Below are 24,417 nucleotides of genomic sequence, written 5' to 3' on the forward strand. Positions count from 1 at the left end.
AGAAGGACGGCCATGACTGATCCGAACGAGTTCGCACGGCGCTACGTCCGGCTGTGGCACGAGCCGGATCCGGTGGTGCGGCGGGAGGGGATAGCGGCGATGTTCGCGCCGGATGCGCGGCACTTCACGCCCTGGCAAGTGGTGTGCGGGCACGAGGAGTTGGAGGCGCGGATCGGCGGTGCGTACGAGAGGTGGGTGGCGCCGGGGGAGTACCTGTTCCGGGCCGCGCCGCATGCGGACGGGCACCACGGGACGGTGCGGTTCGGCTGGGAGATGGTGGAGCGCGCTTCGGGGGCGGTGGTGTCCGTCGGATTCGACTTCGTGGTGTTCACCGAGGACGGGCTGATCAGAAGCGACCACCAGTTCCTCGACTTCTGAGCGGGGCCGCACGCGAAGTGGCGCGCGGCCCCGGGGAGTTCAGGGTCGTCGGGTGCCGTCGGTCGTCTGCGGGGCAGTCGTCAGGCGGAAGTGGCGGCGGTGAAGCGGGTGGTGACGTCCTGCCAGTTCACGACGTCCCACAGGCGGGTGACGTAGTCGGGGCGGACGTTCTTGTACTGCAGGTAGTAGGCGTGCTCCCAGGCGTCGAAGGCGAGCAGCGGGACGGTGCCCTGGCCCACGTTGCCGTGGTGGTCGTAGACCTGCTCGACGATCAGGCGCTTGCCGAGCGGCTCCCAGGAGAGGATGCCCCAGCCGGAGCCCTGGACGCCGACGGTGGCGGTGGTGAGCTGCTGCTTGAACGCCTCGAAGGTGCCGAAGTGCTCGGTGACGGCGTCGGCCAGCGCGCCCTCCGGGCGGTCGCCGCCCTCGGGGGAGAGGTTCTGCCAGAACAGCGAGTGCAGGACGTGGCCGGACAGGTTGAAGGCCAGGGTCTTCTGCAGGCCGACCAGCGAGCCGAACTGCTCCTTGTCGCGGGCTTCGGCGAGCTGCTCCAGCGTCAGGTTGGCGCCGTTGACGTACGCCTGGTGGTGCTTGGAGTGGTGGAGCTCCAGGATTTCGGCGGACATCGCCCGCTCCAGGGCGGAGTAGTCGTAGGGCAGGTCAGGCAGCGTGTAGGCACCCATGGTTGAGCAGCCCCTCTCGGTCGACGGATGATCCGTTGCGAGGGCCACCTTATTGCAACTCTTTTGCAGGAGCACTGATGGGGCATTAAGGGCTGGTGGCGTCGGGTGTCGCCGGATGTCCTCGGGCGGCGCCCGGCCGGCCTGCGGACGTGCGGGCGCCGGGCCGTCCTGGCGGCCCGCCACCCGGCGCTGAACGGTCTCAGCCCAGCTTGCGGGACTTCTGGATCGCTGCGGTCAGGCGCTCCAGCAGCGGAGTGAAACCGGCGTACGAGAACCGCGGCACCGCGTCCCACGGGGTGATCTGTTCGGCCTTCACGGCGGGCAGCTGCCCCCAGGCGGGCTTGGCGGCCAGGTCCTTGGGCTGGAGAGCGGTGGAACGCTGGTCGAGCAGCAGGATGTCCGCCGCGTACTTGCCGGCGTTCTCCCAGCTCAGGCCCTCGTAGTAGTCGCCGCCGTCGGTCTTCTCCGGCTGGATGAACTCCACGCCCAGCTCGGCGAAGTAGAGCAGGTCGCAGGAGATCTTCGGGTTGGAGACGTAGAACAGGTCGGCGCTGCCCGAGCAGGCCATCACCTTGATTCCGCCGGCCGCCTTGACGGCCTGCCGCAGCGCCTCGGAGGCCTGCTCGAAACGGGTCTTGGCGTCGACGACCTCGGGCGCCTTCAGGTCCGCGCCGAGCGACTCGGCCAGCTTGGCGTAGTGCTCGATCGGCTGACGGATCGACACCCGGCCGGTGGAGGTCAGCACCGACGGGGCGAGCTGCAGGATCTTGTCCTTGGACTCGTCCGGCACGTACCAGTACGCGTCCGGGTCGTACATGTGGGTCACCAGCAACTCGGGGCGCAGCGCCGCGTACTTCTCGATGGAGAACTCGCCCCAGGCGTTGCCGATGATCTCGACCTGATCGACGTTCAGGCTGCCGGCCTGCGGGTCGGGCTTGCCGTCGGCGGTCTTTGTCTCGCCGAAGACGCCGACCAGCTGCTTGTCCAGGCCGAAGTCGGCGAGGGCGGCGGCCGCACCGGTGAAGGCCACCACCCGGGTCGGCACGGACTTGGCGGTGACGGTCTTGCCGCGGTCGTCGGTGTAGCTCCACGGACCCTTGTCCGCACCGGAGTTCGCGCCGCCGGAGGCCTGGCCGCCGCCCTTGCCGGAGCCCTTGTCGCCGGAGGATCCGCAGGCGGCGAGCAGCGCGCCGAGGGCGGTGGCGCCGCCTGCGGCGAGCAGGCCGCGACGGGTCGGGCGGAAGGAGAACGGCATGGCGGGACCTCGGTTCGGAGCAGGGGGCGTGGGGGCCTGGCCGCGGCGGTAGGCGCTAGTGCCGCGGCAGGCAGCCTTCGCCCCGTCGCGACGCCCTGCACGCACTCTCGCCGCACCGGCCGAAAACCCGAGTACACCCAGTACGAGGGCTTCCGACCGGCACGCCGAGAGCACGCACCGGACGCCGCTCCTTGACGGGCAGAGGCTGCCTGCCGCGGCATTAGATAGGTTAACCTAACCTAAGTTCCGGCGCGTTGAGTCCTACCCGGCCCGCGCCGGCAGTCCCCGACCGATCCGGAGCACCCGTGAGCATCACCCGCTCCCTCCCGACACCCGGCACCGCCACCCCCCGCCGCGGCCTCCCGCCCGCCCTCGGCCTGGCCGCCGGACTGCTCGTGCTGCTCGCCGTCCTGGTGCTCAGCCTCGGCCTCGGCGCACGGCAGTTGAGCCCCGCCGAGGTCTGGCACGGACTGACCGACCCGACCGCCCCCGGCTGGACCGCCGTCCACGAGATGCGCCTGCCGCGCACCCTGCTCGGCCTGCTCGCCGGCACCGCGCTCGGCCTGGCCGGCGGCGTCATGCAGGCCCTCACCCGCAACCCGCTCGCCGACCCCGGACTGCTCGGCATCAACGCCGGCGCGTCCGCCGCGGTCGCCACCGCCGTTGCCTTCCTCGGCGTCAGCTCCTTCACCGGCTACATCTGGTGGGCGCTGGCCGGCGCGGCCGTCGTCTCGGCCCTGGTCTACGCCGTCGGCGGCGGACGCGGCGCCACCCCCGCCCGGCTCGCGCTGGCCGGCTCCGCGCTCAACGCCACGCTGTACTCGTACGTCAGCGCCGTGATGCTGCTGGACACCGCCTCGCTCGACAAGATGCGCTTCTGGACGGTCGGTTCACTCGCCAGCGCGCAGCCGTCCACCGTGCTCGGCGTCCTGCCGTTCGTCGCCGTCGGGGCCGTCCTCGCCCTCGCGCTGGCCCGCCCGCTGAACGCGCTCGCCCTCGGCGACGACGCGGCCCGCGCACTCGGCGCCCGGCCCGGCGCGATCCGGGCCGCCGCGATCCTCGCCGTCACCCTGCTGTGCGGGGCGGCCACCGCGGCCTGCGGGCCCATCGTCTTCGTCGGCCTGATGATCCCTCACCTGGTCCGCGCCCTCACCGGCCCCGACCTGCGCCGCCTGCTCCCGTACTGCGCGGTGCTCGCCCCCGTCCTGCTCCTCGGCGCGGACGTCCTCGGCCGGGTCCTGGGCCGGCCCGGCGAACTCCAGGTCGGCATCGTCACAGCGGTCCTCGGCGGGCCGTTCTTCCTGTACTTCGCACGACGGGGGAAGGCACGCGCATGAGGGCGACGACGATTCATCGGCCGACGGCGGCCGGCAGGTGCTGCGGTCGCGCGAGGCGACGAGGGAAGGATGTGGCATGAGGACGTTGCGAGTCGCCCGGTTCTCGATGCGGTACCGGCCGCGGGCGCTGGCCGCCTGCGCCGGGGCGCTGCTGGTCGCGGCGGTGGCCGGGGTGTTGGCGCTCGGGCACGGCGACTACCCGCTCGCGCCCGGGGACGTGGTGCGCACCCTGCTCGGGGACGGCAGCCCCGCCGAGGACTTCATCGTCAACCAGCTGCGGCTGCCGAGGGTCGCCACCGCACTGCTGGTCGGCGCCGCGCTGGCACTGGCCGGCGCACTGTTCCAGACCCTGGTGCGCAACCCGCTCGGCAGCCCCGACATCCTCGGCTTCACCCAGGGCGCGTCCACCGGCGCGCTGCTGGTCGTGGTGGCCGGCGGCAGCAGCCAGGCGCTGGCCGGCGGGGCGGTCGCGGGCGGACTGCTCACCGGCGCCGCGATCTACGCCCTGGCGTGGCGCGGCGGCGTGCACGGCGCCCGCCTGGTACTCGTCGGCATCGGCACCGCCGCGATCCTCACCGGCATCAACGGCTACCTGCTGACCCGCACCCAACTCATGGACGCCGCCCGCGCGGTGCTCTGGCTCACCGGCAGCCTCGACGGCCGCGGCTGGGAACAGGCCCGCCCGCTCGCGATCGCCCTCGTCGTGCTGCTCCCGCTGCTGCTGCTCGGCTGCGGCCCCGCGCTGCGCGCCCTCGAACTCGGCGACGACGCCGCCAGCGGCCTCGGGGTGCGCCCCGAACGCCTGCGCCTCGCCCTGCTGAGCGCGGCCGTCCTGCTCGCCGCCCTTGCCGCGGCCGCCGCCGGGCCGGTCAACTTCGTCGCGCTGACGGCCCCCCAGCTCGCCCGCCGGCTCACCGGCGCCCCCGGCCCCAACCTGGCCGCCTCCGCCTGCACCGGCGCCGCGCTGCTGGTCACCGCCGACTTCGCCGCGCAGCACCTGTTCGCCGACCACCAACTGCCGGTCGGCGTGGTCACCGGCGTCCTCGGCGGCGGCTACCTGGTCTGGCTGCTGGCCGGCCAGCGCCGGGCGGGCCGGCTGTGAACGAGCGCGGCAAGCGCTTTCCTGCTGCCTGCGGCAAGCGCTTTCCTGCTGCCTGCGGCAAGCGCTTTCCTGCTGCCTGCGGCAAGCGCTTTCCTGCTGCCTGCGGCAAGCGCTTTCCTGCTGCCTGCGGCAAGCGCTTTCCCGCCGTTTCCCGTCCCCCGTCCCCCGTCCCCCCGTCCGTCTGTCCGTCCTCGTCCTGAACGGAGCCCTCCCATGGCCCAGTCCGAGCCCCGCCTGGCCGGTCGTGAGCTGACCCTCGCGTACGAGAAGCGCGTCATCGCGGAGGGCCTGAGCGTCGACATCCCCGACCACTCCTTCACCGTGGTGGTCGGCCCGAACGCCTGCGGCAAGTCCACCCTGCTGCGGGCGCTGTCGCGGACGCTGAAGCCGACGGCGGGCCAGGTGCTGCTGGACGGGCAGTCGATCGCCACGCTGCCCGCCAAGCAGGTCGCCCGGACCCTCGGCCTGCTGCCGCAGTCGTCGATCGCGCCGGACGGCATCACCGTGGCCGAACTGGTCTCGCGCGGCCGGTACCCGCACCAGGGCGTGCTGCGCCAGTGGTCGACGGAGGACGAGCGGGTGGTGGCGGAGGCGATGACCGACACCGGCGTCGCCGACCTCGCGGACCGGCCGGTGGACGAACTCTCCGGCGGCCAGCGGCAGCGGGTCTGGATCGCCATGGCCCTGGCCCAGCAGACCCCGCTGCTGCTGCTCGACGAGCCCACCACCTACCTGGACATCGCGCACCAGATCGAGGTCCTCGACCTGTGCGCCCGCCTGCACCGGGAGCAGGGGCGCACCCTGGTCGCCGTGCTGCACGACCTCAACCAGGCCGCCCGCTACGCCACCCACCTGATCGCCCTGCGGGACGGTCGGCTGGTCGCCGCGGGGCCCCCGCAGGACGTGGTCACCGCCGACCTGGTCGAGGAGGTGTTCCGGCTGCCGTGCCGGGTGATCCCGGACCCGGAGACCGGCACCCCGTTGGTCGTCCCCGCCGCCAACCGCCGCGTTGCCATGGGGAGTTGACTGGTCAGGGCAGCAGCGCCGCCACGGACTCCACGGTGTCCGCCTCGGCGGCGCGCTTGTCCTCCCGGTACCGCAGCACCCGGGCGAAGCGCAGCGTCACCCCCTCCGGGTACCGGCTGGAGCGCTGGACCCCGTCGAAGGCGATCTCCACCACCAGTTCGGGCCGCACCGCCACGCCCCACCGCTCCTCGCGGACCGCCAACTCCCGCAGCCGGACGGTCTGCCACTCCAGCAGGCTGTCCGTGAGGCCCTTGAACGTCTTGCCCAGCATCGCGAAACTGCCGTCCGCCCGCCGGGCCCCCAGGTGCAGGTTGGACAGCCGCCCGGTGCGCCGCCCGTGTCCCCACTCGGCGGCCAGCACCACCAGGTCGAGGGTGTGGACGGGCTTCACCTTCAGCCAGGAGGAGCCGCGCCGCCCCGCGCTGTACGGCGCGTCCAGCGACTTCACCACCACCCCCTCGTGCCGGTGCTCGGCGGTCGCCGCGCGGGTGAACTCCCTTGCCAGCAACCGCTGTTCTGGATCGGACGGATCGTCCACCCGGAGCCGCCGCACCCGGGCGCGCTCCGGCACCAGGGCGGCCAGTGCGGCGCGCCGCTCGGCGGCGGGGGCGTCCAGCAGGTCCCGGTCGCCGGCCAGCAGCAGGTCGAAGAAGACGGCGGACAGCGGGTGCTCGGCGTGCTCGGCGCGCTCGCCGTGCGAGCCGACCCGGCCGGAGGTCTGCTGGAACGGCCGCGGCAGGCCCTCCTCGTCCAGCACCAGCACCTCGCCGTCCAGCACCAGCCGCTCCTGCGGCAACTCCCGTACCAGTGCGACCACTTCGGGCAGCCGGGCGGTGATCTCGGCGAGCGTGCGGGTGAACAGACGTACCTCGTCGCCGTCCCGATGCGCCTGGATGCGGACCCCGTCGAGCTTCTCCTCCACCGCGCACGGGCCGAGCCGGTCCAGGGCCTCGTCGACGTCCTTCGCGCTCTGCGCCAGCATCGGCTGCACCGGGCGGCCGACGGTCAGTCGGAAGGCGTCCAGTGCGGCCGGCCCTCGGGCGACCAACTGCCCGGCGAGCGGCCCGAGTTCGCCCGACAGCATGAGCGCTCGCCGGACCGCCTCGGCCGGCGCCCCGACCGCCGCCGCCAGGGCCTCCACGGCCACCGCGTCCAGCGCGCCCTGCCGCAGCTCGCCGGAGAGCAGGCCGAGCAGGAAGTGCTGCTCCGGCTCGGTGGCCAGCGCCATCAACTCGCCCACCTGCCGCCGGCGTTCGCCCTGCGAGCCGGGCCCGGCGAGGGCCGCCAGCGCGGACAGCCGGCGGTCCAGCTCCAGCACCTCCAGCGTCGCTCGGCCGGCGGGCGCGGGCCGCTCCCGCAGCGTCTGCCACCCCACCCCCACCTTCCGCTGCGGCAGCCGCCCCGCCAGGTACGCCACCACCACCGGCGCCTCCTGCGCCGAGACCCGCCCGAACAGCTCCGCCAGCACCCGCACTTTCTCCGACCGCGCCGCCGTCCCCGCCAACCGCCCCGACGCCCCGGCCACCTCCGCCACCAACATCCCGACCACCCTCCACCGCACGGCCCCACCCACCACCGTAGGAGCCGCGAGGGGAGACCCGCCGCTCCAAAGGTGTGGGTTCGGGGGGTTTGCGCCGGATACTGGCGGTATGCGCCTGAATGCGGAGAACCCTGAGTATCCCGAGGACGACGACGAGCGGACCCCGACCGTGGTGGAGGGGGCCGAGGAGGACCGGGAGGCGGTGGAGCCGGAGGTGGACGACCTGGAGGTGCTGCGGCGGCAGCGCGCGCTGGGGGCCGAGCCCGCCGACGAGGGGGACGCGGTGGAGCAGGTCCGGGAGGTCACGATGGGCGACGAGGACCACCGGGCGGACTGACCGGCGCGGTCAGATCGTGCGGTCAGATCGCGCGGCGGCGCTGCAGCCAGACGAACGCCGCCCAGCCCGGCAGCACCGGCAGCACGAAGGTGAGCAGCCGGAACAGCAGCACCGCGGCGAACGCGGTGCCCCGGTCCATGCCCGCGGTCCAGGCCAGCGCCCCCGCGAGCAGCCCCTCCACCGCGCCGACCGCGCCCGGCGTGGGAGCGACGTTGCCGACCGCGTTGCCGGCCAGGAAGCTGACCGCGACGGGATTGAACCCCGGGTGCTGGCCGACCGCCCGGGTGCAGCAGTACAGGCTCAGCACGAAGCACATCGACACCAGCAGCTGCCCGGCCACCCCGACGGCGAGCTTGCCGGGCTGCTGGGCCAGGTCGAGCAGCCGCGGCAGCACCTCGGCCCGCAGCGGCCGTAGCAGCGTCTGGGCGCGCCGCCGCAGCGACGGCACCGCCACCACCGACACCGTGACGACGGCCCCGGCCACCGCGGCCAGCACCAGCACCAAGTCGGTCGGGAACGCCGAACCCTCCTCCACCGGCCCCTTGCCGACGGCAGTGCCGACCAGCGCGCTGAACACGGCGAGCTGCAGCATGTGCAGCACCAGGCCGAACAGCTGCGTCGCACCGATGCTGGACAGCGCCTGCGCGGTCGGGATGCCCGCGCACTGCAGGTAGCGGGTGTTCAGCGCGATGCCGCCGATGCCGCCGGGGGAGACCAGCTTGACGAACGAACCGGCGGTCTGGGCGGCCAGCGTGGCCCGGAACGACAGCTTCTCCGGGACGAACCCGCTGAATGCGAAGGTCGCGATCGGGTAGCTGACGGCCGCGAACAGGGCCGCGGCGGTCAGCCACAGCGGGTCCGAGTCGGCGACCAGCGAGATCGGGTTCCGGTCCATGCCGAACAGGAACTGGAGCAGCCCGAACCCGGCCACGATCCCGCCGACCACGGTCAGCACGGTGCGCGGACGCAGCCGCTCCAGCCGGACCGGCTCGGTGGCGGCCTGCGGCATCTGCCGCTGCACCTCGGCGCGCAGCTCGCCCGCCAGCTGCTTGTGCCGGGCCAGCGCCGCCCGGGTGTCGCGGGCCAGCGCGATCGGCTGCAGCAGCGGCAGCGCCGCGCCGACCGCCCCCCGGCCGAGCACGTCGATCGCGGCCCGCACCGCCCGTTCCGGCCCGGCGTGCACCGCGAGGACGGCCAGCATCCCGGCGACGTCCAGCCGCAGCAGCAGGTCGCCGGCCGCGATCTCGCCGCGCGCCAGCCCGACCAGGTGGACCTTGCCCTCCGCGTCCAGCAGCACCGTCTGCGGGGAGATCGAACGGTGCGCGATCCGGCGGCGCTGGAGCAGCGCCAACTGCTGCCAGGCGTCGCGCAGTTCCGCGTCGGTCGGGCTGCTGTCGGGGTCGGCGACCGAGGGCCTGTCGGCGACCGAGGCGCTGCCGGCGACCGAGGGGCTGCCGGCGACCGAGGGGCTGCCGGCGACCGAGGCGCTGCCGGAGTCCGCCGAAGCGGCCGGGACGCACTCGGTGAACAGGTCGGCGAACGGCCGGGCGTCGATCCGGTGGTAGGCGACCAGCGCGGCGTCCGGGCCCAGCTCGACGGCGGCGACGGGCGTCCGGGTGCGCGCGCCCGCGGCGGACGCGGCGTGGCCGAGCAGCGCCTGATGCTCCAGCCCGGCGCGCAGGGGGCGCAGGCCGAGCGGGCGGGGCGCGGTGCGCAGCCGGAGCGCCAGCCACAGGTGGCCGAGCAGCCCGCTGGCCTGGACGTGCCGGTCGAGCAGATGAACGTCCAGGTCGGGGCGGCCGTCGCGCTGGGTGACCAGGTAGCGGCTGGGCCCGATCGCGAGCACCGTGTCGGTGCGCACCCCGCTGGCGGCGAGCGCCGCGCCGATCTGCCCCTCGGTGGGCGTGCCGACCGGCTCGCCGACGGCGTACCGGGTGGCGTGCGCGGTGGTCCAGCCGAGCAGCAGCGACAGCACCAGGGACAGCGGGGTGGCGTACCCGGTGACCAGCCCCGACAGGCCGGAGAGCGTCAGCGTGACCGCCAGCGCGGTGCGCCAGCGGCGTCGGCCGGCGGTGCCGATCGCCGTCATGAACGCCAGCACCGGCGCGAGGTGCCCGTACACCGGGTCGGTGCGGCCGCCGCTGCCGGGCAGCGCGTGGGTGAGCGTGGTGAGGTCGCCGGCCAGCAGGTCCAGGCCGAGCGAGAGGCCGTACGCGAGGACGGCCGCCAGGACGCCGTCCGCGACCCGTCGGCCGTCGGCGCACACCACCCGGTCCACGGCGTACCCCAGCGGCACCAGCAGCAGCGCGCCGCCGCAGAGCGCCGCCGCGAGCTTCACGGGCGGCCAGGGCAGCAGATCGGCGGCGCGCGAGACGTCGGTGTCCAGGCCGAGCGCGGAGGAGCGGGCGTAGCCCGCGAGCAGCAGTACCAGGGCAATCCAGCACAGCCCGGACACCAGCCGGATCAGGGCGGCCGGGTGCCGGACCCGGTCCGCGTGACCGCCGCGCGGGGCGGACTGTGCGCTGCGCTGTTCCTGGGATTCGTCGGCTTGTATCACCGTGGCCACGCGGCATGGTCCCACACCGCGAGGGTCCTGAGCTGGCCTTTCGGTCAAGGGAATTCGGAGCGGCGTGCCGCATACGGGCTGATAATGGTCATATCGGTCCGATGGAGGGAGGTCGGCGATGACCAAGCGCTCGACCGACAAGATGATCAGGCTCCGCGAGGGCACCGAACTGGTCCTGCGGGACCGCACCATGGAAGCCGACCCGGCACCCCTCGCACCCCAGCTGCACACCGACACCGAACGCGCCACCCGCAGCGGCTATCCCGGCGACACCGAGTTCAGCCACGGCGGCCGCCGGATGGCGGCGATGGCCGGCCCGGCCGACGGGCCCGCCGCCCACACCGACCTGCCCGGCCACCGGCACCGCGGCGCGGAACGGCACTCGGAGCACTGAACCCCCGGCGGGGGTGAGAGAGTTGGCGCCGCCCGCACCCACCCCCGCCGAAGGAGCCCCATGGCCGACGCCCCGCAGTTCGCCTCGCGCGAGGACTGGCTCGCCTCCCTGCCCCGGGTCTACGCCGCCGCAGGCTGCCTGATCACCGACCCCGACGGGCGCGTCCTGATCGTCAAGGCCGGCTACCGGGACGCCTGGCAGTTCGTCGGCGGCACCGTCGACCTCGGCGAGAACGCGCAGCAGTGCGCCACCCGCGAACTCCACGAGGAGACCGGCCTCCACCGCGAGGCGGGCGACCTGCTGGCCGTCGCCTGGACCCACCCCAGCGGCGAACTCGGCCACCCCGCCTGCCACTTCCTCTTCGACCTCGGCGTCCTCCCGGCCGACACCCCGATCACGCTCCCGGCGGGCGAGCTCGACGCCTACCGGTGGGCGACCGTCCCCGAGGCGCTCTCCCTGCTGGGCCCCGCCCGCGCCCTCCGCCTCGAAGCGGGCCTCGCCGCGCGCGCGGACGGACGGACGCGCGTGGTGACGGCGCCCGACTCCGGCTTCTGAGTCGGCTAACTCCGGCTTCCGAGTCGGCTAGCCCCTGCGCCAGACGTACGCCGCCGAGACCGGCTGCCCGCGGTGGCGGGACCACTTGGGCTTGAGGGCGATCCATTCGTCGCCGACGGTCTGTTCGCGCATCTCGGCGAGCTGCCAGCCCGCAGCGAGGCCCGCCGTGAGGTGGTCGCCGACGAGGTGGACGTGGGTGGTGATGGCGACCGGGCCGTCGGGGCCGTCGTAGTGGGTGGGCATGCCGGCGGACATGATGAACGCGGGGTGGAGGCCGACCAGGACGAAGAGGCCGCCGGGGCGGACCAGGCGGTGGGCCTCGCGGTAGAGCGGTCCGAGGTCGGCGAGGTGTTCGTCGACCAGGGAGCAGGCCGCCAGGTCGTACGCCCCGGAGGGCAGCCCGGTCGCGGCCAGGTCGGCCTCGGTGAGGCTGCGGTGGGCGCCGCGTTCGCGGGCGCGTCCGAGCATCTCGGGGGTGAGGTCGACGCCGTCGATCGCGCCGACGCCGCGCCCGCGCAGCCACGCGCCGGTGCGGCCGGTGCCGCAGCCGAGGTCGACGGCGATGCCGGCCTCGGACCAGGCGGGGACGGCGAGTCGGGCCAGGACGTCGACGTCCATCGCGTCCTGGACGGTCTGTTCGTAGCTGTCGACCCATCCGGCGTAGCCGGTGCGGACGTCGACGGTCGGGTAGCCGCGGGTGTCGAAAAGGGCGAAATCCACCATGCGGCGCAGTATGGTTCGCCCGCAGTCCGGCGCGCGAACCAATTAACGGACCGTCAGTTCCCTTCGAGGAAGCGGTTTCGGAGCGCGGCGGCGTCGGCGGCGGGCAGCCACTGCGCGGCGTCGAACTCGGCGAGCACCTGGTGCAGCGCCCCGTCGGCGGTGGTGCCGGCGTCGGCGAGGGTGCGGGCGATGCCGGCCTCCTCGTCGGGCAGGTCGAGGAGGGTCCACAGCGGCCGCAGGTTGGGGGCGGAGAGCAGGTAGTCCTCGGCGATCGCGGCGGGTTCGACGTCGGCGAGGGCGAGCAGGACGAGCGCGGCCAGGCCGGTGCGGTCGCGGCCGGCGCCGCAGTGCACCACGACGCCGCCGTCCCGGGCGTGGGCGACGGCGGAGACCAGCCGGGCGACGGCTTCGCGGCAGTGGTCGAGGTAGGGGCGGAAGGACAGCGGAGTGCCGTCGAGGGCGCCGAAGCGGGCCCACCAGTCGGGGCCGGCCAGCGCGTCGAGCGGGATGCGGACCAGGTCGACGGTGTCGGGAGTGGGCAGCAGCGGCCGGTACTCGACCTGGTCCCGCAGGTCGATCACGGTGCGCACACCGTGCGCGAGCATCGCGTTCTGGCCCTCGGCGGTGAGCCGGTCGAGGTTGTCGGCGCGGACGATCGCGCCGGTGCGGGTGCGCCGGCCGTCCCGGGTGGGCAGGCCGCCGAGGTCACGGACGTTCAGGCAGCCGTCCCAGTCGAGTCGGCGGGCCTCGTGCAACTCGGCCGTGGTGCCGGCCGTGGTGGCGGTCCCTGTCATGTGCTTCCCCCCGGATGCGTCGGTACCGGCGCGCTCCCGCCCCGGTACTGACTGGGACTCAGTGGGCCTCGTCGTGGTTCCCGTCGGGGAACTCCCACAGCGGGCGGCCGAGGGTGTCGAGCGCCCTGACCAGCCGGAAACGTCGGTCGCGGGCGGACAGGAAGCCGCGGGCGGCGCCGGCCAGGACCTGCCGGGCGGCCGGGTCGTGGCGGCTCCACGCGCCGTGCAACTCAAGCGTGCCGTCGGTGAGTTCGGCGCGTTGGATGCGCGCGACACCGGCGATCGCGAGGGCGTTGTTGACGCCGTCGAGGGCGACCGGGAGCAGGTAGGGGCCGCGGTCGTCGGGACGCAGCCGGCGGCGCAGTTCGGGCAGCGCGTAGCCGCGGACGGCGGCCACCGAGTCCTCGACGGCCACCAGCCAGCGCGGGCCGGGCGCGACCTCCCACCACACCTCGCCGCCGACCGGCATCACCTCGCCGATCGGGGCGCGCCAACGTTCCAGCCCGGTGGGCGTGTTGGCGTCCGGACGGACGCTGCGCCGGTCCCAGGCGGCCTTGTCGGTGACGGAGAGGTTGACGGTGTAGCGCACCCGCCCGTCCGCGTGGACGACCTGTACGCCGAGCACCGCCCACCGGTCGTGGTCCGGCAGCGAGAACGAGTGCCGCCAGCCGTGCAGGCCGAGGGCGCGCAGGGCGGGCGCGAAGTGCTCGCGGATTCCCGTCGCGTACAGCTCCTGGGCGGTGCTCATGGCGTCTCCCGTGTCTCTGCCTCGGTGCAGGGGGCGGCGGCGCGCGGACGGCCGTCGCGCTCCGGATCGGGGACGGAATGTCCCTCTTTTGTACGGTATGGCGAGGGAGTGGGGGGAAACCGCGGGCGAACGACAGCGTCCGACAGGACGAAAGTCGGCCCGGTCCGGGTCCTTGGTCCCGAAACTGACGGAGCCTCGGTCTGCACCGGGCGCACACCGTGCAGCGCCCGCCCCCACACCCTGCGGCCACCGCTCCACCACGGCGGGGGCCCTGCCCCGCGGGTGGGCCGGGGCATCCGGATGGCGCATCATGTGGCGGGTGCACAGTGCTGAACACCACGGGGCGGACGACGGCGACCGACGCGGCCGTCCGGGTCCGCCGGACCGCCCGGCGGGCCGGCGGGCCGATCTCGCCGAGGCCGTCCGGGCCGCGCAGGACGGCGACGAAGAGGCGTTCCGGGTCCTGTTCAGAGCCGTCCAGCCCGGGCTGCTGCGCTACCTGCGGGTGCTGGTCGGAGGCAGGGCCGAGGACGCCGAGGACATCGCGTCCGAGGCGTGGCTGCAGATCGCCCGTGACCTGCCGGGCTTCCGCGGCGACGCGGACGGGTTCCGCGGCTGGGCCGCCACCATCGCCCGCAACCGGGCCATGGACCACCTGCGCCGGGTGCGCCGCCGTCCGGTCGCCGACCTGCCGGTCGAGTACCTGGTCGAGCTGGCCGCCGTCGAGGACACCGCAGGCCAGGCGATGGCCACCGTCGCCACCTCCGACGCGCTCGCGCTGATCGCCTCGCTGCCGCCCGACCAGGCCGAGGCGGTGCTGCTGCGGGTGGTGCTCGGGCTGGACGCGGAGAGTGCCGCGAAGGTCCTGGGCAAACGGGCCGGCAGCGTCCGAATGGCCGCGCACCGGGGGCTGCGGCGGCTTGCCAAGGCCCTCGACCAGACCGGGGGAGCGGCCGACGGGGTACCCCGTCGGGCGGCCGGCAAAAAGATCTCCGCGCAGGGTGTGACACCGGCGCAGGTGCCGACGCTGAGGGATATGAGATGAGCACCAACCGATCCCGCCGGATCGATCGCGCCGCCGCCGAGCAGCTGCTCGGCGGTACGACGGTCGACCCGGAGGCCGGTCAGAACCCCTCCGCCGGGCAGCAGTCCGTGCCAGGACGGCCCGAGCTCGCCGACCTGCTCGCCGCCGCTGCGGCGACCGGGCCGGAGGACGGTGGCCCGCTGCCCGGCGAAGAGGGGGCCCTGGCCGCGTTCCGGCAGGCTCGTCGCCAGCCGGCCCCCAGTCAGCACCGGAGACGAAAGATGGCGGACACCGCGCTCGCGCGGGCCCTCAGCGCGAAGGCCATGGCCGTCGCGCTGGGCGTGACCGCCGTCGGCGGGGTCGCCGTCGCCGCCGGGGCGGGCCGGCTGCCCGAGGTCCTGGGCGGTCCCGCCCCGACCCCGCCGGCCGCCGCCGCGTCCGCGCCGCCCTCGGGCACGCCCGACGCGTCGTCGCCGGGCACCGCCCCGGGCCGTACCGCCAAGCCGTCCGGCACCGCCGGCCGCCCGGCCGGCGGATCCGGTCGGCCCACCGACCCGGCGTCCACCGACCCGGGGCAGGCACCCGACCTGGTCGCACTGTGTCGCGGTTTCGCGGCCCGGGTCTCGGGCGGCGCCAAGCCGAAGGAGGCCGCCGTCGATCCGGCGCTGGCCGAACTGCTGCGCGCCGCCGGCGGCCCGGAGAAGGTCAACGGGTACTGCGCGCAGCTCGTCCGCGGCGGCGGCCACAACGACGACGACCGGAACGACGACCGCAACGGCAAGGGCAGCGGCAACGGCCACGGCCGCCCGTCGGCAGGTCCGTCCCCGTCGGCGTCCGCCACACCGTCGTCCTCGGCCCGGCCGGGCCGGGGCGGCGACCAGTCCAAGGGCGGGGGCAACAGCCAGGACTGACACCGACTCCGGTCGGGCGGTGGACACTCCCCCCGGGTCCACCGCCCGGCCGGCCCCGACTCCGGACGGCCGGCGGGTTCCCCTGTGCCCGCCGGCCGGCCCGGACCGACTTCCGGACGGGCGGACGGCTCCCCCGGGCCCCGCCCGTCCGGAAACCGCTCCGGTCGGCCCCTCGGACTCCCCCGGGTCCACGGCCGGCCGGAACCGCTCCGGACGGACGGCTGGACTCCCCCGGGTCCACCGTCCGTCCGGAGCCCACCCCGGCGTCCCGCCCGAAAACCTCTGGAGTCCCCGGTGACCGACCCGACGCACCGCCAGGCGAGTCGGCGATGAGCTTCCCGCGCACCTCGCCGCACGTCGAACGCGCAGCCAGACGGGCCGTCCACGGCTCGTCGCGCATCCCGCGTGCCCTGCTCACCGCCGCCCTGGCCGCCCTGCTCGCCGCCCTGCTGGTGCAGCGGCCGTAAAGCCCTGCCGCACCGCACCGCTATGGTTCACGGGTGCCCGACCGACGAGGGGAGTATCCGATGATCGGACGCGCGCTGAACGGGCGCTACGAGCTCGGCGAGATACTCGGCGTCGGCGGAATGGCCACCGTCTACCGGGCCGTGGACCACCAGTTGGGCCGCCCGGTCGCGGTCAAGGTGCTCAACGGCGGCCTCGCCGACGACCCCCGGTTCGCCGAACGCTTCGCCCGCGAGGCCCGGATGGCCGCGCTGCTGGTGCACCCGCGGATCGTCACGGTCTTCGACTCCGGCATCGACCAGGGCTCCCCGTACCTGGTGATGGAACTCGTCCACGGCGACACCCTGGGCCGGCTGATCGCCGACCACGGCACCCTCCCGGTGGAACGCGCCGTCGGCATCGCCGCCGCCGTCCTCGACGCGCTGGCCGCCGCCCACGCCCAGGGCCTGGTGCACCGCGACATCAAGCCCGGCAACATCATGATCACCCACGACGGCGGGGTGAAGGTGGTGGACTTCGGCATCGCCCGGGCCGGCTCCTCCTCCGGGCAGCAGCTCACCCAGACCGCCTCCGTCATCGGCACCGCCGCCTACCTCTCCCCGGAACAGGCCACCGCCGGCGCCGTCGACGCCCGCGCCGACCTGTACGCCGTCGGCTGCGTGCTGGTCGAAATGCTCACCGGCGCACCGCCGTTCACCGCCGACACGCCCGTCGCGATCGCCTTCAAGCACGTCACCGAGTACCCGGTGTCGCCCGCCGCGCTCCGCCCCGACGTGCCGCCCGCGCTGGACGCCGCGATCCTGCGGCTGCTCGCCAAGCACCCCGACCAGCGCCCCGCCGACGCCAACGCGGCCGCCGCCGAACTGCTCGCCGCCGTCCCGGCCGCACCCACCGACCGCACCGCCGAACTGCTCGGCGCCGCCACCCAGGTCCTGCCGCCGGTCCCCGCGACCATGCCGTCGCCGCCCCCGCCCCCGCCGCAGCGGCAGCCCTGGACCGAGCAGCAGCGCACCTCGGTGCTCCCGCCGATGCCGATGGCGATGCCGGTCCGCCACCGGGACGAGGCACCCGAGCCCCGGCGCGGCCGCAACCCGCTGGTGTACGCGGGCGTCGGCGCCGCCGTGTTCGCCTGCGTGGCCGGCATCGCCGCGTTCTCGCTCAGCGGCGGCGACCCCACCCCGAAGGCCCAGCCGTCCGCCGGTGCTCCGTCCGCCACGGCCGAGAGCAGCGCCCCCGTCGCGCCCCCGTCCCCGTCGCCCAGCGCCTCGGCCCGCCCCAGCACCTCGCCCAAGCCGTCCACGAGCGCCAAGCCCACCGTGATCGCCCAGCTCGCCCAGCTGCGCGCCGACGTCGCCCAGGCCTCCTTCGCCCGCGACCGCGACCGCCAGAACGACCTGACCGCGCTCCTCGACCAGGCCACCCAGGACGTCAACGACCACCGCTCCGACGACGCCGAGAGCGCCCTCAAGGACGCCCAGCGCCTGGTCAAGGACCTCCAGAAGCACAAGGCCGTCGAGCCCGCCCTCGCCAACGGCTGGCAGGTCCGGATCGCCGGCCTGCTCACCGCCGTGCACATGCAGGCCCAGCGCGAGGACTAGCGCGGGCTCTACTCGCCGCCGCGCGCCCGCCGGATCGTCCGGGTCCTCACCTGACGGCTCAACGCCGTCACACCGGTGGTCAGGAACACCACGGTGTACAGCAGTTGGAGCATCACCACGACCCGCGCCACCTGCCCGGCCGGGTGGATGTCGCCGTAGCCGACGGTCGCCATGGTGATCACCGTGAAGTACAGCGCGTCGATCTTGGTGTTCAGGCCCTCCAACTCGCCCGGCTGCTTGGACATCGCCAGGTACGCGCCCGCGAACACCACCAGCGCCCCGCACAGCAGCATCACGATCACCGGGACGGGCCGTCCCGGTCGGCCCAGCACCTGCCGTCGTGCCTCGCCCAGCAGGCCTGTGCCGAGCAGCGCCAGCAGGGTGCCGAACAGCACCCAGCTGACCACCGGGTGGCGCGGCCCGAGCCAGTCCAGCGGCACCGCGAAGTACGCCGTCAGCAGCAGCACCGGACCGCCCAGCAGGGCGAGGTACACCCGCGTCAGCTCCTTCACGCCGACGGGGCCTTCCGGTCCGCGGGCTCCTCGGGCCGGGCGTCCAGGAACTCCAGCACCGCCAGCACCGCCAGCAGCACCACCGCGATCCAGAGCACCACCACCGCCGTCGGATAACCCCAGGTCAGCACCACGATCGCGGCCACCACGACGGCGCCCCAGCCCAGCCACGCCTTCCACCGGTGCACGAACCGGCCGACCGGGCCCAGCCGCAGCCCGATCCCCTCGGCGGCCCGCCGCACCGCACCCAGGCCGGCCTGCCACAGCTGCCGCACCCAGCCCGCCCGCCGGCCCGGCCCGGTCAGCCAGGCGGCCAGCGCGATCACGATGCCCAGCGCCAGCAGCATCCGCACCGCCGCCCGCAGATACCGCACCAGGGTGTCGTAGACCGCCGCCGCGGCGGCCTGGTCGACGTCGGCGGGCAGCTTGTCCAGATACAGCGCCCGGAACACGGTCAGCCCGATGCCCAGCAGGCCCGCCGCGACGGCCATCGCGAGCGCCGTGGTGACGGTGGCCCGCCGGTGGCGCACCGCCAGCAGGATGCCGCCGACCGCGCACACCACCGCCAGCACCGGCACCCAGAACCCGGCCAGGTCGAGCAGCCGCAGCCCGGTCTGCGCCTTCTTCACCGCGTCCGACTGCACCAGCACGAAGTCGGTGTGCACCTCGGGGATGTTCGCCGCCAGGCTCAGCCCGTTCGCCACCAGCCGGTCCTTCACCTGGACGATCACCGGGGCCAGGTCCAGGGTCACGGTGTCGCCCTTCACCTGCACCGCGCCGCCGCCCTCCCCGGTCAGCACCTTGGTGAACGCGGCGTGCGCGTTGCGCAGGATGCCCTCCCAGATGGCGGGGAACGCGTCCGACCGGACGACGTTCAGCACCTGGTCGTGGACGAAGCCGGTCAGCCCGTCGGTCAGCGCCGACCCGACCTTGCCCAGCACCGCGTTCAGGGCCGGCCGGTCGGTCGGCGCGACCTCGTTCAGCAGGTCGGAGATCGGCAGCTGCTGCATGATCGCGTCCGTCGTCCGGTTGGCGACCGCGCCCTGCACGGCCGGGTCGGACGCCAGCGGGGCCATCGTCGACACGAACCGGCCGGTGTCGGTGACCTGCGCCCGGCTCCAGGAGGAGACCACGGCCAATGGGGTGAGCACCGCGGCCAGCACGATCAGCACCGCGGCGAAGAACGACCGCACCCGGTGGTGGCGGCGGGGCTCCTGCGACTCCAAGGAGGCGACCCGGGCGCGCAGGGCGGCGAGCTCGCGCTCGTCCGGGGACTCGTCCGTCATCGCTACCGTCCAGGTGATCCGCCGTCAGGTGGCTACCAGCAGATACCAGGACGGAGCGGCCAGCCACTCGGGTGCGACGAAGGAGCCCCGGACCGCGACTGGCGGTCCGGGGCTCCGGAAGACCTTGCTGCGCCGGCCGGGGCCGGCGGGTGTCAGGCCGTGGTCGACTTCGACGTCTCGGCGGCCTTGGTGATCACGGTCGGCTCGACGGCCTGGCGGGGCTGCTCGGCGGCCTGCGAGGCGGCGGTGCCGTTCTGCGCCTCGGCGGCGGGGGCGTCCTCCTCGCGCAGGGCCTTGGTCTCGGCCTTCAGGATGCGCATCGACTTGCCGAGGCCGCGGGCCATCTCGGGCAGCTTCTTCGAGCCGAACAGCAGGACCAGCACCACCACCATGATGAGGATGTGCCAGGGCTCAAGACCGTTACGGAACATCCCTGACCACCGGTCCTTTCGTGGAAGTTCTCGCTGTGACGTCTGGGCCGGGCGGAAGGCCCGACCCGGCCAGTATGCCTGTCCTCATCGGCGAACGTATACACCCGTCGGCAAACAGCGGCCGAAATGCAGGTGATACCAGTCATGTGGTCTGTACCACCGGGGAGTTCGCGGCGGGCTGCCCGGCCGGGCGCAGGTGGCGCATCAGCAGGTGGGCGGCGAGTGCGGCGCCCAGCATCACCACCACCCCGACCAGCGCGGCGACGTGCAGGCCGGCGGTGAAGGCGTCGCGGGCGGTGGTGAGCAACTGCTCGGCGGCGTCGCCGGGCAGGTGGGCGGCGGTGGTGACGGCCCCGCCGAGGGTGTCGCGGGCGGCGGTGGGGGCGGCGCCGTCCATACGGGTCCGGTAGATCGCTGCGCCGGCCGCGCCGAGCACCGCGATGCCGAGCGAGCTGCCGAGTTCCTGGGCGGTCTCGGAGGTGGCCCCGGCGGCGCCGGCCCGTTCGGCGGGGGCGGCGGAGAGCACCATCTCGCCGGTGATGCTGACGGTGCCGACCGCGCCGGCGGAGATGATCCCGGCGGCGGTGAGCGGCAGCACCAGCGAGGAGTCGGGGGCGACGAAGGCCATCGCGGCGAAGCCCGCCGCACTGGCCAGGAAGCCGGCCGTGAGCAGCACCGCGGGCCGCACCCGCCCTGCCAGCGCACCGAAGCCGCCGACCGCCGCGCCGACGCCGACGCTGGGCAGCAGCGCCCAGAGCGAGGCGGCGAGCGGGCCGTATCCCTTGACCAGCTGGAGGTACTGCGAGGTGAAGAGGCAGAAGCCCATCATCGCGAACATCGCGATGGTATTGACGGTGATCGCCCCGCTGTAGGTGCGGATCCGGAACAGCGAGAGGTCGATCAGCGGGTGCGCCGCGGTGCGAAGCCGCACGGCGAGGCCGACGCCGACCAGCAGACCGGCGAGCAGCACCAGCGAGGGGCGCAGGCTCCAGCCGTCCACCGCGAGGGTCTTGATGCCGTAGACGACCGGCAGCACCGTGGCGACGGACAGCACGGCGCCGGCGACGTCGAAGCGGCCCTGCTGCGGGGCGCGGTACTCGGGGAGCAGGAACGGCGCGGCGGCCATCGCCAGCAGCATCACGGGGACGGCGATCAGGAAGGCCGAGCCCCACCAGAAGTGCTCCATCAGCAGCCCGCCGACCACCGGCCCGAGGGTGGCGCCGGCCATCATGACGCCGCTCCACGCGCCGATCGCGGCCTGCCGCTGCTTGGGGTCGGGGAACATGTTGCGCACCAGGGCCAGCGTGGAGGGCCCGAAGACCGCCCCGGCGACGCCCAGCAGGGCCCGGGCGGCGATCAACTGGTTCGCGCCGTCCGTCCAGGCGGCCACCAGCGAGGCCGCGGCGAACGCGGCGGTGCCGCCGATCAGCAGCCGACGCCGACCGATCCGGTCGCCCAGGGCGCCCATCGGGATCAGCAGCCCGGCCAGCAGGAACGAGTACATGTCCATGATCCACAGCTGCTGGGTGCCGCTGGGTCGCAGGTCGGTGGCGATGAACGGGACGGCGAAGAACAGCACCCCCATGTCCATGGCGAGGACGAGGGTCGGCAGCAGGAGGAGGGCGAGGCCCAGCCATTCGCGTCGGCCGGCGCGGCCGTGGTCGGTGGTCATGCCGAGGACTGTACGGACGTCTTGCACGACTGTCTAGTACAAACGTCTCAATCGGGTGTGCCAGACGTCCGAGCAAGACAAGCGTCTTGGACTGCCGTAGCATCGGCGCATGGGAAATCGCGAGGACCTGCTGGCCAGCGCCAAGCACTGCCTGTACGAGAAGGGCTACGGCCGCACCACCGCCCGGGACATCGCCAGCGGAGCGGGCGTCAGCCTGGCCGCGATCGGCTACCACTACGGCTCCAAGGACGCGCTGCTGATCCAGGCGCTGGTGGAGGCCATGGGGGAGTGGGGCACCGCGATCGGCACGGCGCTGGCCTCCTCGGCGGACATCGCCGACCCGAAGGAGCGGTTCGTCCGCTCCTGGGACGCGATGCGGGACAGCTTCGCCACGCACCGGGGGCTGTGGACGGTGCAGTTCGAGATCCTCGGGCAGCTGGAGAGCCTCCCGAAGCTGCGCGAACAGCTGGCCGAGGCGCAGAAGCTCGGCCGGCTCGGCCTGGCCGCGCTCTTCCAGGGCAAGGCCGAGCACGAGGACACCCCGGACGAGCTCGCCAAGGGCGTCTTCTACCAGTCGCTGCTGCTCGGCCAGGCCGCGCACTGGCTGATCGACCCGGACGGGGTGCCCGGCGGCGAGGACTACCTGCGCGCGATGGCGCTGGTCAGCGGCGAGGTGCTGGGCGCGCCCGCCGCCTGAGTCGCCCGACCGCGGGCCGGGCAGGCGAGCGGTCGGGCGGCTCAGGCGGTGACGGCGGTGAGCAGCACCACCGCGTCGGTGTGGGCGAGCAGGCCGTGCCGCTCCTGCGGGATCGAGTGCAGCTCGCCCGCGGTCGCGTCCTGCTGCCGGCCGGCCACCGTCAGCGCGACCCGGCCGCGCAGCACCTGGAGGCTGGCGGCGACCGGGGCGTTGTGCTCGTCCAGCACTGCTCCGGCGCGCAGCGCGATCACGGTCTGCCGCAGTACGCCGTCGTGCAGCAGCAGATGGGCGCTGCGGCCGTGCGGGCTGGCGGCGGCCTTGGCGGCGTGCTCCTCGGCCAGCGCGTTCAGGTCGATCCGGGCCGGCTGCTCGGTCATCGCGTTCTCCGTCCGTCGGCCCCCCGGACCGACCCTAGGCAGGCTTCGCGGGCGCCGCGCGCCGGGCCACGCGCAGGGGTCAACGGGAGGCCCGTTCGGCGTGCGGGGCCCGGGAAGCGGCCCGATGGTGGTCCTATGGCGACCAATCAGAAATTCATCGGCGGTTTCCAGGTGAACCGCGGCATGCTCACCGTCGGCGTGGCCCTCACGGGGATCGGCGCCGTCGTCGGACTGACCGGCACGGCGCTGGTCTGCGTCGCCCTGGCGAACGCGGGCCGGGGCTGGTTCCAGCAGCTGGAGACCCACCCGGCTGCGCTCGCGCAGCGCACCGTGCACCAGGCGAAGGCCGCGTCGGCGGCCGGACTGGAGGCCTGGCGCGCGAGCGCGAACTGACCGCGGACACGACGGAGGCGGGCACCCGGACCGGGTGCCCGCCTCCGTCGTGCCCGCGGGTCCGAACTGCCTTACAGGCCGAGCGACTTGGCGATGATGGTGCGCATGACCTCGCTGGTGCCGCCGTAGATCCGGAACACCCGGTTGTCGGTGTAGAGGCGGGCGATCGGGTACTCCAGGATGTAGCCGTAACCGCCGTGCAGCTGGAGGCACTTGTCGATAACCTCGGAGGCCGACTCGGTGCAGAACAGCTTGGCCGCGGCGGCGTCCGCCACCGTCAGCTCGCCGTTCTGGTACAGCTCCAGCGCCTGGTCGACCATGGCCTGCTGGGCGAGCACCTGGGCCTGGCAGTCGGCCAGCGAGAACTTGGTGTTCTGGAACTCGGCGACGGCCTTGCCGAACACCTTGCGGTCCTTGACGTACTTCACCGCGAACTGCACCGCGGCGGCCGCCGAGGCGTACGCGCCGACCGCGATCGCCAGGCGCTCCTGCACCAGGTTGTGGGTCAGGTAGGAGAACGCCTTGCCCTCCTCGCCGAGCAGGTTCCCCACCGGGACCTTCACGTCGGTGAAGGACAGCTCGGCGGTGTCCGAGGTGCGCAGGCCGATCTTCTGCAGCTTGCGGCCGACCGAGTAGCCCTCGGAGGCGGTGTCCACGCACAGGATGGACAGGCCGGCCCGGCGGTCCGCCGGGTCGTACGGCGCGGTGCGGCAGACCACCAGGACCAGGTCGGCCAGCACGCCGCCGGTGATGAAGGTCTTGGCGCCGTTGAGCACGTAGTGGGTGCCGTCGGCGGACAGCTTCGCGGTGGTGGCGATGCCGGCCAGGTCGGAGCCCGCGCCCGGCTCGGTCATCGCGATCGCGGTCATGATGTCGCCGGTGACGAAGCCCGGCAGCCAGCGCTGCTTCTGCTCCTCGGTGGCGTACTCCATCAGGTACGGCAGCACCAGGCCGGTGTGCACGCCGGAGGAGCCGAAGGTGACGCCCGCGCGGGCGGTCTCCTCGTAGATCACCGCCTGGTACTTGAAGCCGGTCTCGCCGGCGCCGCCGTACTCCTCCGGGACCTCGATGCCGAAGACGCCGAGCTCGCCCAGCTTGCGGTAGAAGTCCCGCGGCGGGTGGCCGGCCTCCTCCCAGCTCTCGTAGGCCGGGACGACCTCGTTCGCGATGAAGTCCCGGATGGTCTCCCGGAACGCCTCGTGATCCTCGTTGTACACAGTGCGGCGCACGGTGCGCTCCCTTCGGGCGGGCGGCTGGACGCGCAGTCAAGTTAATCGCCGGTAGCTTCCGCTGTCCAGGGTCGCCGACGCCCCGCCGGACCGCCATCGCCCGAGGTCAGCCGAACCGCCGACGGACGGCGAGTTCGAGGTGGTCGCGGTCGACCCGGGTGGGGGCAACCGGCCGATCGCATACGCGCGGAGTCTGCGCGGCTAATTCGTCCGGCGGTGGTCTCCCTGCAAACTGGTGCGAAAGTCGTACGGATGGGCGGCCGCCGTTTCGGGCGGGTCGGTAAATGGCGTGGGATTTCGGCGGGTTGGCGGGATTCCGGGCGATCGCCCGGGCGGCGGGCCGGAGTTGACCGAGTATCGACAGAAGAAGGGAATGTCGAAAAC

At 74.0% G+C, this 24,417-nt stretch carries 26 protein-coding genes; 13 read left to right on the top strand and 13 right to left on the bottom strand.

Features of this window, described 5'->3' with window-relative positions; translation table 11 throughout:
- Positions 1–12 precede the first annotated feature (12 nt).
- The gene (locus AMK19_RS02100; RefSeq protein WP_073807542.1) at positions 13–378 is read left to right on the top strand and encodes a nuclear transport factor 2 family protein; all 366 of its coding nucleotides are present in this window, start codon (positions 13–15) and stop codon (positions 376–378) included.
- 80 nt (positions 379–458) lie between these two features.
- Here AMK19_RS02100 and AMK19_RS02105 read toward each other — a convergent pair whose 3' ends face one another.
- Positions 459–1,061 carry a superoxide dismutase gene (locus tag AMK19_RS02105; protein WP_073807544.1) on the bottom strand — a complete coding sequence of 201 codons (603 nt, stop codon included), beginning with the start codon at positions 1,059–1,061 and terminating at the stop codon, positions 459–461.
- 199 nt (positions 1,062–1,260) lie between these two features.
- Positions 1,261–2,316, bottom strand: a complete 1,056-nt coding sequence (locus AMK19_RS02110; protein WP_073807545.1) for an ABC transporter substrate-binding protein — start codon at positions 2,314–2,316, stop codon at positions 1,261–1,263.
- A gap of 305 nt (positions 2,317–2,621) precedes the next feature.
- Between AMK19_RS02110 and AMK19_RS02120 the strand changes: the two genes are divergently transcribed.
- From AMK19_RS02120 to AMK19_RS02130, 3 genes are all read left to right on the top strand, one after another.
- Positions 2,622–3,653 (top strand): iron ABC transporter permease, encoded by a 1,032-nt coding sequence (locus AMK19_RS02120; protein ID WP_198953154.1) that lies wholly within the window; start codon positions 2,622–2,624, stop codon positions 3,651–3,653.
- A gap of 76 nt (positions 3,654–3,729) precedes the next feature.
- The gene (locus AMK19_RS02125; protein WP_083646439.1) at positions 3,730–4,755 is read left to right on the top strand and encodes an iron chelate uptake ABC transporter family permease subunit; all 1,026 of its coding nucleotides are present in this window, start codon (positions 3,730–3,732) and stop codon (positions 4,753–4,755) included.
- A gap of 213 nt (positions 4,756–4,968) precedes the next feature.
- Complete coding sequence (locus AMK19_RS02130) at positions 4,969–5,781, top strand: ABC transporter ATP-binding protein (protein ID WP_073807550.1); 813 nt, start codon at positions 4,969–4,971, stop codon at positions 5,779–5,781.
- A gap of 4 nt (positions 5,782–5,785) precedes the next feature.
- On the opposite strand, the gene AMK19_RS02135 is transcribed toward AMK19_RS02130, so the two are convergent.
- Positions 5,786–7,321: an ATP-dependent DNA ligase gene (locus AMK19_RS02135; RefSeq protein ID WP_073807552.1), complete on the bottom strand. Its 1,536-nt coding sequence runs from the start codon at positions 7,319–7,321 to the stop codon at positions 5,786–5,788.
- 109 nt (positions 7,322–7,430) lie between these two features.
- Here AMK19_RS02135 and AMK19_RS02140 point away from each other — a divergent pair, with 109 nt between their 5' ends.
- On the top strand, positions 7,431–7,658 hold the full coding sequence (locus tag AMK19_RS02140) for a hypothetical protein (RefSeq protein ID WP_073807553.1): 228 nt from the start codon (positions 7,431–7,433) through the stop codon (positions 7,656–7,658).
- 22 nt (positions 7,659–7,680) lie between these two features.
- Here AMK19_RS02140 and AMK19_RS02145 read toward each other — a convergent pair whose 3' ends face one another.
- Positions 7,681–10,224, bottom strand: coding sequence for a lysylphosphatidylglycerol synthase transmembrane domain-containing protein (locus AMK19_RS02145; protein WP_073807555.1), 2,544 nt, complete (start codon positions 10,222–10,224; stop codon positions 7,681–7,683).
- A 118-nt stretch (positions 10,225–10,342) separates the two neighbouring features.
- On the opposite strand from AMK19_RS02145, the gene AMK19_RS34920 reads away from it, so the two are divergent.
- Both AMK19_RS34920 and AMK19_RS02155 read left to right on the top strand, forming a co-directional pair.
- Positions 10,343–10,618 carry a hypothetical protein gene (locus AMK19_RS34920; RefSeq protein ID WP_073807556.1) on the top strand — a complete coding sequence of 92 codons (276 nt, stop codon included), beginning with the start codon at positions 10,343–10,345 and terminating at the stop codon, positions 10,616–10,618.
- A gap of 60 nt (positions 10,619–10,678) precedes the next feature.
- Complete coding sequence (locus tag AMK19_RS02155; protein ID WP_073807558.1) at positions 10,679–11,173, top strand: NUDIX domain-containing protein; 495 nt, start codon at positions 10,679–10,681, stop codon at positions 11,171–11,173.
- A gap of 27 nt (positions 11,174–11,200) precedes the next feature.
- On the opposite strand, the gene AMK19_RS02160 is transcribed toward AMK19_RS02155, so the two are convergent.
- Genes AMK19_RS02160 through AMK19_RS02170 form a run of 3 tightly spaced genes read right to left on the bottom strand, consistent with a single transcriptional unit; the run spans position 11,201 to position 13,438 of the window.
- A complete protein-coding gene (locus AMK19_RS02160; protein WP_073807559.1) occupies positions 11,201–11,896 on the bottom strand; it encodes a class I SAM-dependent DNA methyltransferase in 696 nt (231 codons plus the stop codon).
- Positions 11,897–11,949: 53 nt separating this feature from the next.
- Entirely contained in the window at positions 11,950–12,690 is a 741-nt protein-coding gene (locus AMK19_RS02165; protein WP_073807561.1) for a tyrosine-protein phosphatase, read from the bottom strand.
- Between the two features lie 58 nt (positions 12,691–12,748).
- Positions 12,749–13,438 (bottom strand): hypothetical protein, encoded by a 690-nt coding sequence (locus tag AMK19_RS02170; protein ID WP_073807562.1) that lies wholly within the window; start codon positions 13,436–13,438, stop codon positions 12,749–12,751.
- Between the two features lie 310 nt (positions 13,439–13,748).
- Here AMK19_RS02170 and AMK19_RS02175 point away from each other — a divergent pair, with 310 nt between their 5' ends.
- From AMK19_RS02175 to AMK19_RS02185, 4 genes are all read left to right on the top strand, one after another.
- Positions 13,749–14,483 (top strand): RNA polymerase sigma factor, encoded by a 735-nt coding sequence (locus AMK19_RS02175; protein ID WP_083646441.1) that lies wholly within the window; start codon positions 13,749–13,751, stop codon positions 14,481–14,483.
- On the top strand, positions 14,480–15,373 hold the full coding sequence (locus AMK19_RS02180; protein WP_073807564.1) for a hypothetical protein: 894 nt from the start codon (positions 14,480–14,482) through the stop codon (positions 15,371–15,373). Before AMK19_RS02175 ends, AMK19_RS02180 begins: the two co-directional genes overlap by 4 nt.
- A gap of 329 nt (positions 15,374–15,702) precedes the next feature.
- The gene (locus tag AMK19_RS35795) at positions 15,703–15,840 is read left to right on the top strand and encodes a hypothetical protein (protein ID WP_158071854.1); all 138 of its coding nucleotides are present in this window, start codon (positions 15,703–15,705) and stop codon (positions 15,838–15,840) included.
- Positions 15,841–15,900: 60 nt separating this feature from the next.
- Positions 15,901–17,436, top strand: a complete 1,536-nt coding sequence (locus tag AMK19_RS02185) for a protein kinase domain-containing protein (RefSeq protein ID WP_073807565.1) — start codon at positions 15,901–15,903, stop codon at positions 17,434–17,436.
- 8 nt (positions 17,437–17,444) lie between these two features.
- Here the strand turns inward: AMK19_RS02185 and AMK19_RS02190 are convergent, their stop codons facing one another.
- From AMK19_RS02190 to AMK19_RS02205, 4 genes are all read right to left on the bottom strand, one after another.
- The gene (locus tag AMK19_RS02190) at positions 17,445–17,948 is read right to left on the bottom strand and encodes a potassium channel family protein (RefSeq protein WP_241844201.1); all 504 of its coding nucleotides are present in this window, start codon (positions 17,946–17,948) and stop codon (positions 17,445–17,447) included.
- Complete coding sequence (locus AMK19_RS02195; protein ID WP_073807567.1) at positions 17,945–19,234, bottom strand: hypothetical protein; 1,290 nt, start codon at positions 19,232–19,234, stop codon at positions 17,945–17,947. The genes AMK19_RS02190 and AMK19_RS02195 overlap by 4 nt, the downstream gene beginning before the upstream one ends.
- Before the next feature lie 152 nt (positions 19,235–19,386).
- A complete protein-coding gene (gene tatA / locus AMK19_RS02200) occupies positions 19,387–19,665 on the bottom strand; it encodes a Sec-independent protein translocase subunit TatA (protein ID WP_073807568.1) in 279 nt (92 codons plus the stop codon).
- Between the two features lie 142 nt (positions 19,666–19,807).
- A complete protein-coding gene (locus AMK19_RS02205; protein WP_073807570.1) occupies positions 19,808–21,337 on the bottom strand; it encodes an MFS transporter in 1,530 nt (509 codons plus the stop codon).
- 109 nt (positions 21,338–21,446) lie between these two features.
- Between AMK19_RS02205 and AMK19_RS02210 the strand changes: the two genes are divergently transcribed.
- Entirely contained in the window at positions 21,447–22,034 is a 588-nt protein-coding gene (locus AMK19_RS02210; RefSeq protein WP_073807571.1) for a TetR/AcrR family transcriptional regulator, read from the top strand.
- A 41-nt stretch (positions 22,035–22,075) separates the two neighbouring features.
- Here the strand turns inward: AMK19_RS02210 and AMK19_RS02215 are convergent, their stop codons facing one another.
- Positions 22,076–22,411 carry a cupin gene (locus tag AMK19_RS02215; protein ID WP_073807573.1) on the bottom strand — a complete coding sequence of 112 codons (336 nt, stop codon included), beginning with the start codon at positions 22,409–22,411 and terminating at the stop codon, positions 22,076–22,078.
- A 135-nt stretch (positions 22,412–22,546) separates the two neighbouring features.
- Here AMK19_RS02215 and AMK19_RS02220 point away from each other — a divergent pair, with 135 nt between their 5' ends.
- A complete protein-coding gene (locus AMK19_RS02220; RefSeq protein ID WP_073807575.1) occupies positions 22,547–22,804 on the top strand; it encodes a hypothetical protein in 258 nt (85 codons plus the stop codon).
- Positions 22,805–22,875: 71 nt separating this feature from the next.
- Here AMK19_RS02220 and AMK19_RS02225 read toward each other — a convergent pair whose 3' ends face one another.
- The gene (locus AMK19_RS02225; RefSeq protein WP_073807576.1) at positions 22,876–24,033 is read right to left on the bottom strand and encodes an acyl-CoA dehydrogenase family protein; all 1,158 of its coding nucleotides are present in this window, start codon (positions 24,031–24,033) and stop codon (positions 22,876–22,878) included.
- Positions 24,034–24,417: the final 384 nt, after the last annotated feature.

Source organism: Kitasatospora sp. CB01950 (assembly GCF_001905465.1).
GTDB lineage: Bacteria > Actinomycetota > Actinomycetes > Streptomycetales > Streptomycetaceae > Kitasatospora.

Excerpts from the sequence above, each read along its gene's own strand:
- AMK19_RS02100 (WP_073807542.1), top strand. The coding sequence starts at position 13 with ATGACTGATCCGAACGAGTTCGCACGGCGCTACGTCCGGCTGTGGCAC.
- AMK19_RS02105 (WP_073807544.1), bottom strand. The coding sequence starts at position 1,061 with ATGGGTGCCTACACGCTGCCTGACCTGCCCTACGACTACTCCGCCCTG.
- AMK19_RS02110 (WP_073807545.1), bottom strand. The coding sequence starts at position 2,316 with ATGCCGTTCTCCTTCCGCCCGACCCGTCGCGGCCTGCTCGCCGCAGGC.
- AMK19_RS02125 (WP_083646439.1), top strand. The coding sequence starts at position 3,730 with ATGAGGACGTTGCGAGTCGCCCGGTTCTCGATGCGGTACCGGCCGCGG.
- AMK19_RS02130 (WP_073807550.1), top strand. The coding sequence starts at position 4,969 with ATGGCCCAGTCCGAGCCCCGCCTGGCCGGTCGTGAGCTGACCCTCGCG.
- AMK19_RS02135 (WP_073807552.1), bottom strand. The coding sequence starts at position 7,321 with ATGTTGGTGGCGGAGGTGGCCGGGGCGTCGGGGCGGTTGGCGGGGACG.
- AMK19_RS02140 (WP_073807553.1), top strand. The coding sequence starts at position 7,431 with ATGCGCCTGAATGCGGAGAACCCTGAGTATCCCGAGGACGACGACGAG.
- AMK19_RS34920 (WP_073807556.1), top strand. The coding sequence starts at position 10,343 with ATGACCAAGCGCTCGACCGACAAGATGATCAGGCTCCGCGAGGGCACC.
- AMK19_RS02155 (WP_073807558.1), top strand. The coding sequence starts at position 10,679 with ATGGCCGACGCCCCGCAGTTCGCCTCGCGCGAGGACTGGCTCGCCTCC.
- AMK19_RS02160 (WP_073807559.1), bottom strand. The coding sequence starts at position 11,896 with ATGGTGGATTTCGCCCTTTTCGACACCCGCGGCTACCCGACCGTCGAC.
- AMK19_RS02165 (WP_073807561.1), bottom strand. The coding sequence starts at position 12,690 with ATGACAGGGACCGCCACCACGGCCGGCACCACGGCCGAGTTGCACGAG.
- AMK19_RS02170 (WP_073807562.1), bottom strand. The coding sequence starts at position 13,438 with ATGAGCACCGCCCAGGAGCTGTACGCGACGGGAATCCGCGAGCACTTC.
- AMK19_RS02175 (WP_083646441.1), top strand. The coding sequence starts at position 13,749 with ATGTGGCGGGTGCACAGTGCTGAACACCACGGGGCGGACGACGGCGAC.
- AMK19_RS02180 (WP_073807564.1), top strand. The coding sequence starts at position 14,480 with ATGAGCACCAACCGATCCCGCCGGATCGATCGCGCCGCCGCCGAGCAG.
- AMK19_RS35795 (WP_158071854.1), top strand. The coding sequence starts at position 15,703 with ATGAGCTTCCCGCGCACCTCGCCGCACGTCGAACGCGCAGCCAGACGG.
- AMK19_RS02185 (WP_073807565.1), top strand. The coding sequence starts at position 15,901 with ATGATCGGACGCGCGCTGAACGGGCGCTACGAGCTCGGCGAGATACTC.
- AMK19_RS02195 (WP_073807567.1), bottom strand. The coding sequence starts at position 19,234 with ATGACGGACGAGTCCCCGGACGAGCGCGAGCTCGCCGCCCTGCGCGCC.
- tatA (WP_073807568.1), bottom strand. The coding sequence starts at position 19,665 with ATGTTCCGTAACGGTCTTGAGCCCTGGCACATCCTCATCATGGTGGTG.
- AMK19_RS02205 (WP_073807570.1), bottom strand. The coding sequence starts at position 21,337 with ATGACCACCGACCACGGCCGCGCCGGCCGACGCGAATGGCTGGGCCTC.
- AMK19_RS02210 (WP_073807571.1), top strand. The coding sequence starts at position 21,447 with ATGGGAAATCGCGAGGACCTGCTGGCCAGCGCCAAGCACTGCCTGTAC.
- AMK19_RS02215 (WP_073807573.1), bottom strand. The coding sequence starts at position 22,411 with ATGACCGAGCAGCCGGCCCGGATCGACCTGAACGCGCTGGCCGAGGAG.
- AMK19_RS02220 (WP_073807575.1), top strand. The coding sequence starts at position 22,547 with ATGGCGACCAATCAGAAATTCATCGGCGGTTTCCAGGTGAACCGCGGC.